This window comes from Paenirhodobacter sp., assembly GCF_047600745.1.
Lineage (GTDB): Bacteria > Pseudomonadota > Alphaproteobacteria > Rhodobacterales > Rhodobacteraceae > Rhodobacter.
Genome location: NZ_JASGKI010000005.1, coordinates 30,967 through 46,173, shown reverse-complemented (window position 1 = coordinate 46,173; position 15,207 = coordinate 30,967). Strand labels below are relative to the sequence as shown.

Below are 15,207 nucleotides of genomic sequence, written 5' to 3'. Positions count from 1 at the left end.
TCTGACCGGATCTTCCGGCTGCCAGGCAACCCCATGATGACGTATCGTAGCAACCAGACCAGTCGGATTTTCGACATCCGCGCGACCGCCGGATAAACGGCATTGCGGCTTTCATGGAAAATTCTTCCACCATAGCGTCGCAGCGAGAAACCGGTCTCTCCGCGTATCCCTGTCAACGAAATGGCCCGGCTGGGATTTCTGCCCTAGGCTAGTTCTGACGCGACAAGTCGATAAAGCAGGAGTCCCCCACAATGATCCGGATGCTGAGCCTTGGGCTGGTGCTGATGACAGGTCCATGTTTTGCACTGAATATCGGCGTGACGCCGGGTGCCCTTGCCGATTCCGTCGAGACCGCGGCCCGGGAGGCCCGCGCCCAAGGGTTGAATGTGACAATCACGGAATTCAGCGATTGGACCACACCGAATGTCGCGCTGGCGAACGGTGACCTTGATGCGAATTACTTCCAGCATCAGGCATTCCTGGACAACGCAAATAGGGAAGGTGGTTTTGGCCTGGTGTCGGCGGGGATCGGCCTGCTGCCCAATATCGGGCTGTATTCCGAGAAATATTCCACCATCGACGAATTGCCCGACGGCGCCCGTGTCGCGGTGGCGAATGATCCGGTCAATCAGGGGCGCGGCTTGGCGTTACTTCAATCCGCCGGGTTAATTACTTTGCGCGCAGGTGTTGGCGCAAACGGCACTCTGGACGACATAACCGAGAATCCGAAACATGTGCAGATTATCGAAATCGAGGGGCCGCAGCTTGTCCGGGCATTGTCGGATGTTGACTTGGCGCAAGGATACCCCGCGCATTTCGTCAATGCTGGAAAGCCCGACATTGCCGGGCGGGCGCTACTCTATTCTGGCGCCGAGGACGACTATTTCGCAATCCGTTTCGTGACCCGCGCCGATCACCGTGACGACCCCGACCTCTTGCGGTTTATCCGCATTTACCAGACATCCGAGGCCGTTCGCGAAACGATCTCGGCCTCCTATGCCCGCAACCCCGCGCTTTACACGCTGCCATGGCTCAACTGACCGGAGCCCATCATGAACTTCCGCTCGTTGCCTTTTCCCTACTGCTCGCTTTCTCGGCCTATACGGAGCCGTGGAAGATCGGCATGGGGCCCGACGCCTGTGGCGATGAGGTCTCGCTCGCCGCCAAAGAGGCCAGAGCGCAGGGTTTGGGTGAGGAGCCGATCAAACGGAGGCTGGATCACACCAAATGTCGTGCTGCCTTCGGGCGATATGAACTTGAATTTCATCTGGCATGTGTCGTTCATGAATAATGTCCAGAATCAATTTCCGCTCCGTCGTGTCCATAATTTTGGCGAACCTCGACTTTATTCGTTCCGAATCGACAGTCTCAATGACATCATGACGGCTGTGCCGTCGCCATCGGCTATGATCCAGGAACCCTTCGGCACGAATAACGCCAGCCTGCCTCAGCGTTCTTTCCATAGTCGCGCCCAGCCGCATCGCGGATCATGCTGCGGAACGGGATGCGGTCCCCGGCGAGGAACACGTCAGGCTCGAACACCGGAAACGCCCTGACAGGCGTCAGCAGACGAAGCCGATCCAGGCCCATTTCCGCCGGGGTGGTTCCCGGTCCGAACCATCCAGGTTGGCCGTGCCGAAACATGAGCGTCCGAATGCGAGCCGTGCCGTGTCGCCCTGTCCGGCAGCAGAAAACCTCGAAAGCGGATCAGGCATCGCACTCCGCATCATCGCCAGCATTGGACATGACTGGAAAACGGGATGACATACTCAACTTCCTGCGACGTCCACCCATAATTGGTTGTGACGACGGGCGAGAACCGTTTTGCGAAGGTTCTGTTGGGATAGCGTGGAATGCCACGGACCCGCAAGACGCGTTCCATGCCGTGCCCATGCGCTGGAGCACCGGCGTTGAGAGCGACTTTGGCGACGGCGCGAAGCATGCCCGCCCGAACGGCCTTTGCCGTCGTTAAGCCCGGCCGTTTTTTCGCAGTATATCAGCGGCCAAGGGCATAGAATTCATCGTTCGGCCGCATGCTCGTGACATTCGCAAGCCGGTTCGGCATTCCGAAAAAGTCGAAATCGTGGCACTATCCCAAGCGTCTTCTTCTGTGAAACCCTGCGATTTTAGGATTTTCAAAGCACCCTCGCCAACTTTGCGGGCCTCCGCCGAGACCTTGACGGAAAAGTCGATCATCGCCTTCCGGGGATCGGTAATGTCGGCCTTGCGACAATTGATCGCCACCTGATCGTCGATCAGCGGATTCTTCGCCCGAATGCGCGGGATCGCTCCATGCGCCACCACGCAATACTGGCACTGGTTGAGATTGCTGCTGGCAATCACGATCATCTCGCGCTCGGCCTTGTTCAAATTGCTGGGCTTGTCCATCAGCGCGTCGTGACAGGCGAAGAAGGCCCGGAATTTGTCTGGACGATGCGCGAGAACGAGGAACAATTTCGGAACGAAACCGGATCTCTCCTGAACGCCTCGATGCGTTCACGAACGTCATCGGGCATTTCGGAAAGCGGCTGATAGGCAATCGTGCGGCACTCCTGAGAAACTCCTGTAAGGATAGGCAGTTGGCAAAGGATGATACCGTTCCGGTGATCCGCCGTTTGGCGGCGGGGATGACGTCGGCAACTGCAAGGGGCTGCATCAAGAAGACCGGGATCGGCTTGATCATCGCATCACCTGTCGCCTGCGTCGGGCTGTGTCCCGAACCGTTTGAAGAACCCAATGCCAAAGGCATTGAGCGGAATGGTGTTCCGGTCGAGCTTGGCGTGTAGAAGCGCGCCTTCCTGTCCCATCCAAAAGAAGGCGGCCAACCGCGCGCAATCGGCCTCTCGGGGAATCTTCGACGTTCGCCTTCCAATCCGTGAATGCCGCCGAAATCCGGTCCGGAACCGTTTGGACAGAACGCCCATTTTCTGACCGAGATTGCCGATCAGACAGCCGCTCCGGAAATCATGACGTGCCATGCCCGCGCGCAAAAGCTGACTGCGGGCCGACCCCTCTTTGCGCAGACGGTCCCGCTTCCGCTGGAGGGGTGTGGCTTCGATCATGGGAATTTATCAGACCGAACGTCTCGTTGCATCAAGCCGAGAGATCGGCATCCGGGCGACCCATCACAGGGGACGAACCTTCATACCGCGACCTTTCTGCGGCCCCTGCCCGGCGGCGCGATGGTGGGGGCATCACGCTATATCGTGCGGCGACCGAGGGCCCGTCGCGGACGAAAGGAAATGCCCCATGGCCTGATATGAAAGCGTCCCCTGCCGATGTGATCACAGAACCCGCTGACGTTCTGCCCCCTGTCCGCGGCATGGGAAATCTTTCGGGCGATACCGGCTCGCGCGGTTTCTCCAGATTGCTGCCGAATTACGCGTTCGCGCGCCCGGCTGTGAGCGCACAACAGGCGGATGGCATATCGCGAAGGGTCGGTCCGCGGCCGCACTGGCCGCGACGCCACAGGCTTGTTACAGATGCCCCGTGCCGGATTGAGACGGAGAAGTCATGGATATCAAGCGCCTGCGGTCTTTCATCACGATTGTCGATATGGGCAGCATCACCCGCGCGGCGGATATGCTGCATATCGCGCAGCCCGCACTCAGCCAGCAGCTTGCCTCGCTCGAAACCCATTTCAAGCAGAAGCTGTTGATCCGCAGCCAGCAGGGCGTGATGCTGACCGAGGCGGGAAAGGTCGTCTATCGCCATGCGCAGGTCATCTTGCGGCAGATGGAGCAGGCGCAGGCGGATGCGCTGACGGCCGGGCAGGTGCTGCGGGGGCGGGTTTCCGTCGGGCTGGCGCCGTTCAGCCTGGCGGCCTCGCTTTCCGTGCGGCTGTTTTCCGAAATGCGCGCCCGGCATCCGGGGATCCTCCTGCATATCGTCGAAAGCACCGGGCAGGCCTATTCGCAGCTGATCATGAACGGCAGGCTGGAACTGGCGTTGCTGCATGGGCAGGGGCCGATCAAGGGGGTGAAGCTGCAACCGCTGGGGCGGGAGACCTTCGTTCTGGTGGCGCGCAGGGGGATGGTCGCGGGGCCGGGGCCGCTGACTGTCGCGCAGCTTTCGGGCCTGCCGATGCTGTTGCCGCCGTCCTACAATTTCGTCCGCCGGGCCATCGACGTCGCCTTTGCCCGCAGCCGCAGCGAGTTGAACGTCATCGGGGAATTCGAGGCGGTGCGGACGCTCTCGCGCGCGGTGGGCGAAGGTCTGGGCGCGACCATCATGCCCAATGCCATCGCCGAACGGATCGTGTCCGAGGGCGAGGATATCGAAATCCTTCCGGTCCACAGCCCGACGATGACCGAGGTCGTTTCGCTCTGCGTATCGGATCAGATCCCGCTGTCGGAACCGGCGATGGCGGTGCGGGATCTGCTGCTGGAACTGACCGCGGATCTGGGGGGCTAGCGCGCCGCGGCGCGTTTCAGCGCCCGCTCGCGCCAGATCGTGAACAGCCCCGCCGCCGCGACCACGATGGCGCCGACAATCGTCGCCGGTGCGGGCGACTGGTCCAGCACGACGATGCCGATCAGGATCGACCAGACCATGGTGGTATATTCAAACGGCGCCAGCAGCGAGGCATGGGCATGGCGCAGGCTGAGCGTGACGAGGATCTGCGCCATGCCGCCAAAGACCCCGCAGCCGATCAGCAACAGCAGCTGGACCGGCGTCGGCATCACCCAGCCAAGGAAGATGGTCGCGAGGCCGATCCCCGTCGTCATCAGCGAGAAATAAAGGACGATCGCGCCGGGCTGTTCCGATGCGTTCAGATGCCGGATCTGCACCGACGAAATCGCCGAACACAGCGCTGCGATCAGGGCCGCGACACTGCCGATGATGGCGGCGCTGCGCAGCCCGTCGCCGCCGATTTCAAGATGCGGCGACAGCATGATCAGCACCCCGAGAAAGCCGACGACAACCGCCGTCCAGCGATAGATCCGCACCTTTTCGTGCAACAGCACCGCGGCGAGGAAGACGGTGAACAGCGGCGCCGCATAGCTCAGCGCCGTGGCATCGGCGAGCGGGATATAGGCCAGCGCGAGGTAGTTGAAGAACATGCCCCCCGTGCCGGAAAACCCGCGCACCAGATGACCGCCGAAGTTCTGCGTCCGGACCAGCGCAAGGATATTCCCCTGCATCGCCAGCCAGATCAAGAGCGGCAAGAGCGCCACGAAGGAGCGGAAGAACACCACCTGCCCGGTGGGGACCGCGCCGTCGAGCCCCTTGACGCAGGCGAGCATCAGGGTCGCGCAAAGCGCGGCGAGGATCTTCAGCACGATGCCGTTTCTGGGATTCACGGGTCTGGGATTCAAGGCGGACCTCCGGGGCGGGTGCCCCCTGTTCACCATTCCCGGGGCGGGCTGTGAACCTCTGATCGGCCTCCATTGGAAAGTTGTCTGACCCTATCAGCGGGACGTTTGTGCTAACCCCGAAAGGCCCGCGCCCTGCGGCGCCCTTTCACCGTTACAGGCCGATATGGATATTTCAAAAATCAGAGCCCTCATCGAGATGTTCGGCGAGTCCCGCCTTGCCGAACTGGTCGTTTCGGAAGAGGGCATGAGCGTGCGCATCCTGCGCGGCGATGCCGCCCCGCTCCCCCCCGCGCCTCCCCCTGCGCCGGTGCCGCAAAAAGCCGCCACGATCCGCGCGCCGATGTTCGGCATCGTCCATGCCGCCCCGAACCCCGGCGCCGCGCCCTTCGTTTCGGTGGGCGATCGGGTCGAGCCCGGCCAGCCCGTCTGCGTCATCGAGGCGATGAAGGTTTTCAGCGTCATCGCCGCCGATCGCGCGGGCACCATCGCCCGCATCCTGTTCGAGGACGGCGCCGAGGTGGACGTCGACCAGCCGTTGGTGGAATACGCATGAGCGCCTTCGACACCGTTCTGATCGCCAATCGCGGCGAGATCGCCGAACGCATCCGGCGTGCCTGCGCGGATCTGGGGTTGCGCAGCGTTGCCATCTGCTCCGCCGCCGACCGGAATGCGCCCTATGGCGCGCGGGCGGACCAGTTCCTGTGCATCGGCCCGGCGAAAGCCTCGAAAAGCTATCTCAACATCCCGGCGATCCTGCTCGCCGCGCGGGTGACGGGGGCCGGGGCGATCCATCCGGGCTATGGCTTTCTGTCGGAAAATGCCGGTTTCGCCGAGGCGATCGAGGCGGAGGGGCTGACCTTCGTCGGGCCGCCGTCCTCGGCCATCCGCACCATGGGCGACAAGATCGCGGCCAAGCGCGCGATGCTTGAGGCGGGGGTGCCCTGCGTCCCCGGCCCGGACGAGGCCCTGCCCGACGACCCGGCGCGGATCGCCCGCATCGCCGCAGAGATCGGCTATCCCGTCATCGTCAAGGCGGCAGGCGGCGGCGGCGGACGCGGGATGCGCGTGGTCGCCACGGCGGCGGAACTGGCCGAGTCCGTCGCCATCACCCGCGAGGAGGCACGCAACGCCTTCGGCTCCCCGGCGCTCTATATCGAGAAGTTCCTCGAACATCCCCGCCATGTCGAGATCCAGGTGCTGTGCGACGCGCAGGGCCACGCGGTCTGGCTGGGGCATCGCGACTGTTCCATGCAGCGCCGCCACCAGAAGGTGGTCGAAGAGGCCCCTGCCCCCTGCATCCCCGCCGACATCGCCGCCCAGGTCGGCGCAAGCTGCGTCGAGGCCTGCCAGCGCATCGGCTATCGCGGCGTCGGCACCTTTGAATTCCTTTATGAAAACGGCGCATTCTACTTCATCGAGATGAACACCCGCCTTCAGGTCGAACATCCGGTGACGGAAATGACCTCGGGCACCGACATCGTGGTGGAGCAGCTCAAGGCGGCGATGGGCCGGCCGCTCGGCTTCGCGCAAGAGGATGTGACCTGCACCGGCCATGCCTTTGAGTGCCGCATCAACGCCGAGAACCCGGAAACCTTCGCCGCCGCGCCCGGGGTCATCACCGGGGTGCATCTGCCCTCTGGGCCGGGGGTGCGGGTCGATACGCATATCGAGCCGGGCTATCGGGTGTCGCCCTTCTACGATTCCCTGATCGCCAAGCTGATCGTCCATGCGCCCGACCGCGATCAGGCCGTCGCCCGGATGCGCGCGGCGCTTGATGACATGCGTATCGAGGGGATCGAGACGAACCTGCCCCTCCACCGGGCGATCTTCCGCGATCCGGCGTTCTGCAAGGGCGGGACCGACATTCACCACCTCGAACACTGGCTCCGGGAGAAGGCATGATGGACAGGCTGACGGATCCCGAAACGCTGCGCGATCTGGCGCGCTGGCTCGAAGCGGCATCGCTGAGCTCGATCGAGATCACGCAGGGCGATACCCGCATCGTCGTCCGGGTCGGCGCGGGGGCCGAAGTCGCGCGCCCGCAGGCGACCGAAATCACCGCGCCGATCGCCGGGCATGCGCTGAACGCCCACCCGCTGCGCGCCGCCTCCACGGATGTGGCGGCGGGCGAGGCGGCGGGTTTCGTGCGGGTCGGGCCGGTCCTCGTGCCCGCCCTCGCGCCGCGGGCCGGGCATGTGACGGGCCGGGCCGCGGAGGGCGCGCTGATCGGCTTCGGCGACACTCTCCTTTCGCTGGAGGCGAAATGAACACTCCCGCAATTGTCACCGCGACCGAAGCGGCGAAAGTCTCGATGATCGGAAGCCGGGCCTTTCTCGTCGAGGCGCCAGGCGCCTTCGACCTGCCCGCGCAACGGCGGATCTGGGCTCTGGCGCTGGCGCTCGGCGCATGGCCGGATGTGCAGGAAATCATCCCGGGCATGACCAACCTCCTGGTGGTGCTGCATGCCACGCCCGCCGACCCTCAGGCGACGCTCGACCGTCTGGGCACGGCCTGGGGGGAGACGGTCGAACTCGACCGCCCCGGTCGCCTGATCGAAATTCCGGTGCATTACGGTGGCGAAATGGCCATCGACCTGCCCGCGATCTGCGATTTCAGCGGATTGCCCGCCGCCGAGGTGATCGCCCGCCATCACGCCCGGACCTACACCGTCTTCGCGCTCGGCTCTGCGCCGGGGTTCGGCTATCTGCACGGGCTCGACCCCACGATCTTCATGCCGCGCAAGAAGGTGCCCTCGCTGAACATGATGAAGGGCACGGTGACGATCGGCGGCATGCAGGCGGGGGTGTCCGTCCTGACCGGGCCGAACGGCTGGAACGCGCTCGGCTATGCCGAGATCGAGGTCTTCGACCCGCATTCCCCGCATCCCGCCCTGATGGCGCCCGGCGACAGGGTGCGCTTCCTGCCCGAAAGGATCGAACTGTGATCGAGATACTGGCAACCGGCCCGCTGAACACCGTGCAGGATCTAGGGCGGTTCGGCTACCGCAATATCGGCGTGACAACGAGCGGCGCGATGGATCCGCTGGCGCTGCGCGCGGGCAACATCCTGCTGGGCAATGCCGAAGGCGCGGCGGGGATCGAGGTGCAGACCTTCCCCTTTCGTCTGCGGTTCGCGGAGGATGGCGCGGTGGCGATCACCGGCGCCGACTGCCGCCCGGTTCTGGACGGTGTGCCGCTGCCGCCGTGGTGGGCGCTGCCGGTGCGCGCGGGGCAGGTGCTGGAACTGACCGCCCCCGTCAGCGGCGCGCGGTGTTACCTGACGGTTGCCGGGGGCATCGACGTGCCGGTGGTTCTGGGCTCGCGCTCCACGGCGCTGCGCGGCGATTTCGGCGGGCTCGACGGGCGGGCACTGCAACCGGGCGACCGGCTGGCCTGTGGTGCGTCGGCTTGTCGCCTACCGCCCGGGGGGCTTGGTGTGGTGCCGCCCGAAACCGCGCTGGCCGCGCATTTCCCCGAGCGCGACGAGAGTGGCACGCTGATCCTGCGTGCGCTGCACTCGGGCGAGCATGACCTGTTCGGGCGCGACGCGGAGCGGTTCTGGACGCAGGAATGGAAAATCTCGGCGCAGAGCAACCGCACGGGCTATCGGCTGTCGGGCACACCGATCCACCCCGATGCGCCGGTCGAGATGCGCTCGCACGGGCTGGTGCCGGGCGTGGTGCAGGTTCCTCCGGCGGGCGAGCCGATCATCCAGATGAGCGACGCCAATACCGCCGGCGGCTACCCCAAGATCGCCGGGGTGATCGAGATCGACCTGTGGCGGCTGGGCCAAGCGCGGATCGGCAGCCGGATCCGGCTGAAACGCGTGGATACCGCCACCGTCCTCGCCGCCGAACAGGCGGTCGAGGCATGGCTTTCCGACATCCGCCACACGGCGGCGATGGTGACAGACGCGCTGGCCGGGATGGCTGGCTGACAGGCAAGGAGCGAAGATGAAGATCGACCTCAATTCCGACATGGGCGAGGGCTTCGGCGTTTTCCGGGTGACGGATGACGACGCGCTGATGGGGGTGGTGTCCTCGGCCAATATCGCCTGCGGGTTTCATGCGGGCGATCCGCAGATCATGACGCGGATGGTGCGGCAGGCGAAGGCGCGCGGCGTGGGTATCGGCGCGCATCCCGGCCTGCCCGATCTGCAAGGCTTCGGTCGCCGGGAACTGCCCTTCTCGCATGACGAGATCCGCCAGCAGATGCTGTATCAGATCGGCGCGCTGGCGGCGATCGCAAAGGCCGAAGGGGTGAGCCTGTCCCATGTCAGCTTTCACGCGGCGATGGGCAACATGATCAACCGCGATCCGGCGCTGGCCGCTCTGTGCATCGCGGCGATCAAGGCGGTGGATCCCGATCTGATCGTGTTTTCGATGCCCGATACCGTGATCGAGCGCGCCGCCACCGCCGCCGGGCTGAAGACGCTGACGCTGTTTCTGGCCGATCGGGCCTATGACGCGCAGGGCCATCTGGTGCCGCGCGGGGTGCCGAATTCGGTGATCACCGCGGAACCCGCCGTGCGCGCCCGCGTGCGGCAGTTCCTGACGGATGCGACGGTGACGACGATCGAGGGGACTGTCCTGCCGGTGCGGGCGCGCTCGATCCTGATCCATAGCGACACGCCCGGATCGCTCGACCTCGCCCGGATCGTGCGCAGCGAGATCGAGGCGGCGGGCGGCACCGTTGCCCCGGCGCGCGAGGTTCTGGCGCAATAACGGCCTAGGCGCTGGTAAAGCAAAGGCCCGCTTGAAAAAGCGGGCCTTTGGGGCGTCAAGCGGCTTCGCTCAGCGGCACGACATGGTTGCTGTCCGCGTCCCAGCTGATCCGCACACGGTCGCCAACGGAGGACACCGGGCCCCAGCTTTCGGTCTGGGTCTGGCGATAGGCGATGACTTCGGTGCCGTCCTTCAGCCGCAGGTAGTATTGCAGCATGAATCCCCGGTAGACGACCTGTTCCACCATCGCGACGGCGGTATTCGGCGCGTCGGTTTCGCCGGTTTCCAGGGGCCGCACGGTGATCGCCTCGGGGCGGATCGTCACCATCACCCGCTTCGTCACCAGCCGCATGTTCGCCACGTCGAGCGCAATGCCCGAGGTGGTCATCAGCCGCGCCCTGCGCCCCTCGCGCGAGACTTCCTCGGCCTCGAAGAAATTCGACGCGCCGATGAAGCCCGCGACGAATTGCGTCGCCGGGCGCTGATACAGATCGGTCGCCGAGGCGATCTGCTCCATCCGCCCTGCGCGCATCACGGCGATCTGGTCGGCCATGGTCAAGGCCTCGTCCTGATCGTGGGTCACCATGATCGTGGTCAGGCCAAGGCGTTGCTGCAACTGACGGATTTCAAGCTGCATCTGCTCGCGCAGCGATTTGTCCAGCGCGCCCAGAGGCTCGTCCAGAAGCAGCATCGACGGTTCGATCACCAGCGCGCGGGCCAGCGCCACGCGCTGCTGCTGCCCGCCCGACAGTTGCACGGGGATGCGGTCGGCCAGGTGGCCAAGCTTGACCAGATCCAGCGCCTTGCGCACCTTGTCCTCGCGCTCCGAACGGGAGAACCCGCGCATCTCCAGCCCGAAGGCGACGTTCTCCGCCACCGTCATGTGCGGGAACAGCGCGTAGTTCTGGAACAGCATCCCCATGTTGCGCCGATGCACCGGCGTCTTCGTGATCGGCTTGCCGCCGATCACGATTTCCCCGGAGGTCGGATCGACCAGCCCGGCGATCATCCGCAGGCAGGTGGTCTTGCCGCAGCCCGAAGGCCCGAGCAGCGCGAGCAATTCCCCCGCGCCGACGGTCAGCGTCACGTTGTCGACCGCGACGAACTGGTTGTTGTATTCCTTGGTCAGGTGTTCGAGCCGGACTTCGACGGATTCCATGTCGCCTCCTCAGCCTGCAAAGGTCTGGTTGTATTTTTCGAGCCATTCGGCCCGGCGCGGGATGATATAGTTCCAGTCCGGGGTGAAGAGGTTCAGCTCCTCCATCCTGGCCTCCGGATAGGCCAGATATTTCAGGCTGTCGTCGGAGAATTCCACGCCCTTGACGGTGGGCGCGGAGAGCGTCGCCTCGGCCAGCATCTTCTGCACCTCGGGCGACAGCAGCCGGTCGATCCAGGCCAGACCCAGCTCGCGCTGCGGCGCGCCCTTGACCAGTGCGATGCCGTTGATGCCGGTGAAGGCGCCTTCCTTCGGATAGGTCATGTCGAGCGGCACGCCCTTGCGGGTATGGGGATAGATCGCCTTGGAATACTCGATCCCGCCCACGGTGGCCTGCCCCTGCGCCACCATCATCACCTGTGCCTCGCCGTCATAGATGGTCAGCACATTGGGTTTCAGCTTCGCAAGCTGCGCCCAGCCTTCATCGGTCAGATACTGCGCCTCCTGCAACGATTTGCCGGTGGCGAGCGCGGCGGCCACGATCAGCATCAGCACGCTTTGGGTGTTCTTCGGCGTGTTCAGCAGCATCTTGCGGGCGTATTTCGGCTCGAAGATCTCGGCATAGCTTTCGATCGGCTTCGACATCTGCGGGTTGATGAACAGCCCGGCGATCGAGACGGCAAAACCGACACCGTAGTTTTCCTCGAACAGGTAGCGCGGATAGACATTGGCAAGGTTCGGGATCTGATCCACCGGCAGTTCGTCGATCAGCCCCTCGGCCTTGGCCTGCGGGAAGCCGACGTCATCCATCGACATCACGCTGTAGACCGGATTGTCGCGGGTGGCGCGCAGGCTGGCGATATTGGCGAGCGTCGCGCCCTCGGTCGTCAGCACCTTGCAGCCGAATTCCTTTTCAAAGGCGGGCAGAACCTCTTTCTTGACCAGCCCGCCCTGCGCGGAGTTGTAGACACCCACCTGCAACACCCGGTCCTGCGCCGAGGCGGCGGTGTAGAAATAGGGGGTGGCCAGCGTCGCCGCAGCCGAGGCATGCAGGAAGCGGCGGCGGTTCAGGATCAGTTTCGTCATGCTATTCCCTCACTGTTGGTTTCTATGGATCACATGGCCATCGCGCGGCGCAGCCCGACCATCCGGTCAAGCGCGAGGACGACGACGGCGGAAAGGCCGATGATGATGCTCGACATCGTGGCGACGGAGGGGTCGAACACCGTGCCGATCTGGCGATAGAGCACGACCGGAACCGGCGTATTCGCGGAATCGGCCAGCCACATCGAGACCGGGTAGTTGTCGAAACTGACCATGAAGCAAAAGATCGCCCCCGACGCGATCCCCGGCGCGATCTGCGGAAAGATCACCCGGCGGAAGGTCTGCCAGCGCGTCGCGCCGAGCGTGCGGGCCGCTTCCTCAAGCGAGGGGTTCACCAGTTCGAGGCTGGTCAGCACGGTGCGGATCACATAGGGCGAGGTCACGACCGTATGCGCGATGAGCAGGTTCAGCTTGACCGTCGACCAGCCGTAGCTGGAAAACAGCTGCAAGAGCGCAAGCCCGGTGATCAGTACCGGAAAGATCAGCGGCGAGAGCAGCAGCCCCTTGCACAGCGCCCGCCCGGGGAAATTCCCCCGCACGATGGCGAAGGCCGCGGGCACGCCGAGCAGCAGCGACAGCAGCGTCGTCCCCACCGCCAGAACGAAGCTGAACAGCAGCGCGCCGGTGAATTCCGGGTTTTGCAGCACCGAGACATACCACGAGGTGGTGAATCCCGTCGGCGGGAAGCTGACGAAATAGCCGTCCGAGAAGGAGATGATGACGATCAGCACGATCGGGCACAGCACGAAGGCCATCATCCCGGCGGTGACCAGATAGAGCATGACGGCGGAGGTGCCGGTGAGTTTGCCGCTCATTTCTGGATCTCCCGGAGACGGCGCCCGCCCAGAAGCCGCATGGACAGGGCGTTGATGGCAAGGACGATGAGGACGAGGATCGTGGCGATGGTCGCACCGAAGGGCCAGTCATAGACCGCGATGATCTGCTGTTCCGCCAGATTGCCGAGCATCTGCGACGACGGCCCCCCGATCAGCGCGGGGATCACATAGGCCCCAGCCGACAGCGAAAAGACCAGCGTCACCCCCGCGACAAGGCCCGGCAGGCTCAGCGGCAGGGTGATCCGCAGAAACACCTTCCACGCCGGCGCGCCAAGCGTGCGCCCCGCCTGTTCGAGGTTCGGGTCGATCTTGCCGAGCGCCGAGGCCAGCGGCAGCACCATCATCGGAAAGAAGATGTGCAGCGACCCCACCACCACCGCGACCGGCGAGAACAGCAGCGCCAGCGGCTCCGCGATCAGGCCCAGGTGCAGCAGGACGTAGTTCAGCAGCCCCGTCGGCCCGTTGCCGAGGATGAGCTGCCAGCCATAGGCGCGCACGACCACGCTCACGGCGAGCGGCGCGATGATGATCAGCGTCACGATGCGCGTCACCGCGATATTGCCGCGCACCAGCACGATCGCCACCGGATAGGCCAGGATCGCCGCGATCACCGAGGTGATGAGGCTGATCCGGATCGTGGTCCAGAGCACATCGGTATAAAGCGGCACCTGAAAGAAGCGGATGAAATGTGCGAGCGTCAGCGGCGTGCCGACGCGCCCCTGCGGATCCTGCGTCATGACCGAGAACAGCATGAGCTTGATCGCCGGCATGAAGAAGAACACCAGCAGGAAGATCAGCAGCGGCAGGATCATCCAGTTCGGCGATCCGGCCTGACGGCGCAGCCAACCGCCGGACCGCGTGTCGGTTTCGGAAGATATGGCTTTCATGCGGCCGTCACCGCCGGGTGCGTCACATATCCGCAATGAACGGGGGTTGGTTTTGTCATTTCACTTCCCTGTTTCCGAATTGCCCAAAAAGACCGCAAATATCGCACCCTTTTCTTGACCTTTGCCTTGATGCTGGCCTATTTACGAAAGAGAAGCTCCGCATTGGCTGCTGTGGCGCGTTGTTCAGCGGCCCCGATGGGCTTCTTATGGGGCGATCTTTATGGACCTGCCCCTGCTGTTCATAATATTTTTTGCTTCTGCCGCCATCGCGCAGATTTATGTGCCGCCTGCGCCTGGGGCCCATTGTTTTCCGCTATGAGGCCACAGCGAAGCGGTATTGGAACCTTCCCCGGCTTTGCCCTTAGGGTGGCCCCGAAGCGCAGTATGCCCCGTTCCGGGCATGGGCTGCGCAATGAGGGGATGCGAGATGGACTTTTCCGCCTATAGAACCGCGCTCGTGACGGGCGCTTCATCGGGGATCGGCGCGGCGATCGTGCGTCGTCTGACGCGCGAGGGCCTTGAGGTCCATGCGCTTGCCCGCAACGCCGAGCGGCTGCGCGCGCTGTCCGAGGAAACCGGCTGCCGGTTCCATGCGGTGAGCGTGGACGACAATGCGGCGCTCGAACAGATCGCCGCCGAGGTCGAGGTGGACGTGCTGATCAACAACGCCGGTCAGTCGCGCAAGGGCGATATCCTGAACACCACGGCCGAAGATGTGGATGCGCTGCTCGACATCAACCTGAAATCGGTAATGCACATGGTGCGGCTCTTCGTGCCGGGGATGGTCGCGCGCGACCGGGGCCATGTGGTCAATATCAGCTCGATCGCCGGGCATTACGCCTTTCCGGGCGGGAACACCGCTTATCATGCGTCCAAGGCCGGTGTGCATGCGCTGTGTCAGCAATTGCGCGTCCACCTTTACGGCAAGCAGGTGCGGGTGACCGAGATTTCCCCCGCGCGTGTGGAAACCGAGGTTTTCGGCCGCCTTCTGGGCGATATGGAAGAGGCGCAGCGGCGCTTCTTCGACGAATACGACTCGCTCAAACCCGAGGATATTGCCGAAGCCATCGCCTTTGCCGTTGGCGCGCCGCAGCGGATGGATGTGGCCTTCATGGAAATCCTGCCGACCAAACAGGTTCTGGGCGGGCTGAACTTTGCCAAGCGCGACGCCTGAGGACGGAGA

At 64.2% G+C, this 15,207-nt stretch carries 16 protein-coding genes and 1 pseudogene; 11 read left to right on the top strand and 6 right to left on the bottom strand.

The genetic code is table 11. The features are described from left to right. The first annotated feature begins 251 nt into the window (after window positions 1-251). Both QM789_RS18850 and QM789_RS18845 read left to right on the top strand, forming a co-directional pair. Window positions 252-1,040: a MetQ/NlpA family ABC transporter substrate-binding protein gene (locus QM789_RS18850; protein ID WP_420353399.1), complete on the top strand. Its 789-nt coding sequence runs from the start codon at window positions 252-254 to the stop codon at window positions 1,038-1,040. Continuing rightward, the gene (locus tag QM789_RS18845; protein WP_420353398.1) at window positions 1,028-1,291 is read left to right on the top strand and encodes a hypothetical protein; all 264 of its coding nucleotides are present in this window, start codon (window positions 1,028-1,030) and stop codon (window positions 1,289-1,291) included. The genes QM789_RS18850 and QM789_RS18845 overlap by 13 nt, the downstream gene beginning before the upstream one ends. A gap of 705 nt (window positions 1,292-1,996) precedes the next feature. On the opposite strand, the pseudogene QM789_RS18840 reads toward QM789_RS18845, so the two are convergent. Beyond that, window positions 1,997-2,516 (bottom strand): annotated as a pseudogene (locus QM789_RS18840) (peroxidase-related enzyme). Window positions 2,517-2,579: 63 nt separating this feature from the next. Here QM789_RS18840 and QM789_RS18835 point away from each other — a divergent pair. Together QM789_RS18835 and nac are read left to right on the top strand one after the other, a co-directional pair. Further along, window positions 2,580-2,786 (top strand): hypothetical protein, encoded by a 207-nt coding sequence (locus QM789_RS18835; RefSeq protein WP_420353397.1) that lies wholly within the window; start codon window positions 2,580-2,582, stop codon window positions 2,784-2,786. A 727-nt stretch (window positions 2,787-3,513) separates the two neighbouring features. Continuing rightward, window positions 3,514-4,413: a nitrogen assimilation transcriptional regulator NAC gene (gene nac, locus QM789_RS18830; protein WP_420353396.1), complete on the top strand. Its 900-nt coding sequence runs from the start codon at window positions 3,514-3,516 to the stop codon at window positions 4,411-4,413. On the opposite strand, the gene QM789_RS18825 is transcribed toward nac, so the two are convergent. Then, window positions 4,410-5,318, bottom strand: a complete 909-nt coding sequence (locus tag QM789_RS18825; protein WP_420353395.1) for a DMT family transporter — start codon at window positions 5,316-5,318, stop codon at window positions 4,410-4,412. The two genes, nac and QM789_RS18825, sit on opposite strands and share 4 nt — an antisense overlap. Before the next feature lie 244 nt (window positions 5,319-5,562). On the opposite strand from QM789_RS18825, the gene QM789_RS18820 reads away from it, so the two are divergent. The 6 genes from QM789_RS18820 to QM789_RS18795 are packed head-to-tail and all read left to right on the top strand — an operon-like array spanning window position 5,563 to window position 10,041. Further along, a complete protein-coding gene (locus tag QM789_RS18820; protein WP_420353394.1) occupies window positions 5,563-5,871 on the top strand; it encodes an acetyl-CoA carboxylase biotin carboxyl carrier protein in 309 nt (102 codons plus the stop codon). Next, a complete protein-coding gene (accC, locus tag QM789_RS18815; protein ID WP_420353393.1) occupies window positions 5,868-7,220 on the top strand; it encodes an acetyl-CoA carboxylase biotin carboxylase subunit in 1,353 nt (450 codons plus the stop codon). The genes QM789_RS18820 and accC overlap by 4 nt, the downstream gene beginning before the upstream one ends. Next, a complete protein-coding gene (locus QM789_RS18810) occupies window positions 7,217-7,585 on the top strand; it encodes a hypothetical protein (RefSeq protein WP_420353392.1) in 369 nt (122 codons plus the stop codon). Before accC ends, QM789_RS18810 begins: the two co-directional genes overlap by 4 nt. After that, window positions 7,582-8,262, top strand: a complete 681-nt coding sequence (pxpB, locus tag QM789_RS18805; protein WP_420353391.1) for a 5-oxoprolinase subunit PxpB — start codon at window positions 7,582-7,584, stop codon at window positions 8,260-8,262. The genes QM789_RS18810 and pxpB overlap by 4 nt, the downstream gene beginning before the upstream one ends. Next, window positions 8,259-9,254: a biotin-dependent carboxyltransferase family protein gene (locus tag QM789_RS18800; RefSeq protein WP_420353390.1), complete on the top strand. Its 996-nt coding sequence runs from the start codon at window positions 8,259-8,261 to the stop codon at window positions 9,252-9,254. The genes pxpB and QM789_RS18800 overlap by 4 nt, the downstream gene beginning before the upstream one ends. 16 nt (window positions 9,255-9,270) lie before the next feature. Continuing rightward, window positions 9,271-10,041, top strand: a complete 771-nt coding sequence (locus QM789_RS18795) for a LamB/YcsF family protein (protein ID WP_420353389.1) — start codon at window positions 9,271-9,273, stop codon at window positions 10,039-10,041. Between the two features lie 55 nt (window positions 10,042-10,096). Here QM789_RS18795 and QM789_RS18790 read toward each other — a convergent pair whose 3' ends face one another. From QM789_RS18790 to QM789_RS18775, 4 genes are read right to left on the bottom strand one after another with little or no spacing between them, the layout of a single operon-like run. Then, window positions 10,097-11,200, bottom strand: a complete 1,104-nt coding sequence (locus QM789_RS18790) for an ABC transporter ATP-binding protein (protein ID WP_420353388.1) — start codon at window positions 11,198-11,200, stop codon at window positions 10,097-10,099. Window positions 11,201-11,209: 9 nt separating this feature from the next. Next, window positions 11,210-12,283, bottom strand: coding sequence for an extracellular solute-binding protein (locus QM789_RS18785; RefSeq protein ID WP_420353387.1), 1,074 nt, complete (start codon window positions 12,281-12,283; stop codon window positions 11,210-11,212). A gap of 29 nt (window positions 12,284-12,312) precedes the next feature. Beyond that, window positions 12,313-13,116 (bottom strand): ABC transporter permease, encoded by an 804-nt coding sequence (locus QM789_RS18780; protein WP_420353386.1) that lies wholly within the window; start codon window positions 13,114-13,116, stop codon window positions 12,313-12,315. Beyond that, window positions 13,113-14,024, bottom strand: coding sequence for an ABC transporter permease (locus QM789_RS18775; protein ID WP_420353385.1), 912 nt, complete (start codon window positions 14,022-14,024; stop codon window positions 13,113-13,115). Before QM789_RS18775 ends, QM789_RS18780 begins: the two co-directional genes overlap by 4 nt. A 427-nt stretch (window positions 14,025-14,451) precedes the next feature. On the opposite strand from QM789_RS18775, the gene QM789_RS18770 reads away from it, so the two are divergent. Beyond that, entirely contained in the window at window positions 14,452-15,198 is a 747-nt protein-coding gene (locus QM789_RS18770) for an SDR family oxidoreductase (protein ID WP_420353384.1), read from the top strand. Window positions 15,199-15,207 lie beyond the last annotated feature (9 nt).

Excerpts from the sequence above, each read along its gene's own strand:
- QM789_RS18850 (WP_420353399.1), top strand. The coding sequence starts at position 252 with ATGATCCGGATGCTGAGCCTTGGGCTGGTGCTGATGACAGGTCCATGT.
- QM789_RS18845 (WP_420353398.1), top strand. The coding sequence starts at position 1,028 with ATGGCTCAACTGACCGGAGCCCATCATGAACTTCCGCTCGTTGCCTTT.
- nac (WP_420353396.1), top strand. The coding sequence starts at position 3,514 with ATGGATATCAAGCGCCTGCGGTCTTTCATCACGATTGTCGATATGGGC.
- QM789_RS18820 (WP_420353394.1), top strand. The coding sequence starts at position 5,563 with ATGAGCGTGCGCATCCTGCGCGGCGATGCCGCCCCGCTCCCCCCCGCG.
- accC (WP_420353393.1), top strand. The coding sequence starts at position 5,868 with ATGAGCGCCTTCGACACCGTTCTGATCGCCAATCGCGGCGAGATCGCC.
- QM789_RS18810 (WP_420353392.1), top strand. The coding sequence starts at position 7,217 with ATGATGGACAGGCTGACGGATCCCGAAACGCTGCGCGATCTGGCGCGC.
- pxpB (WP_420353391.1), top strand. The coding sequence starts at position 7,582 with ATGAACACTCCCGCAATTGTCACCGCGACCGAAGCGGCGAAAGTCTCG.
- QM789_RS18795 (WP_420353389.1), top strand. The coding sequence starts at position 9,271 with ATGAAGATCGACCTCAATTCCGACATGGGCGAGGGCTTCGGCGTTTTC.
- QM789_RS18790 (WP_420353388.1), bottom strand. The coding sequence starts at position 11,200 with ATGGAATCCGTCGAAGTCCGGCTCGAACACCTGACCAAGGAATACAAC.
- QM789_RS18785 (WP_420353387.1), bottom strand. The coding sequence starts at position 12,283 with ATGACGAAACTGATCCTGAACCGCCGCCGCTTCCTGCATGCCTCGGCT.
- QM789_RS18780 (WP_420353386.1), bottom strand. The coding sequence starts at position 13,116 with ATGAGCGGCAAACTCACCGGCACCTCCGCCGTCATGCTCTATCTGGTC.
- QM789_RS18775 (WP_420353385.1), bottom strand. The coding sequence starts at position 14,024 with ATGAAAGCCATATCTTCCGAAACCGACACGCGGTCCGGCGGTTGGCTG.
- QM789_RS18770 (WP_420353384.1), top strand. The coding sequence starts at position 14,452 with ATGGACTTTTCCGCCTATAGAACCGCGCTCGTGACGGGCGCTTCATCG.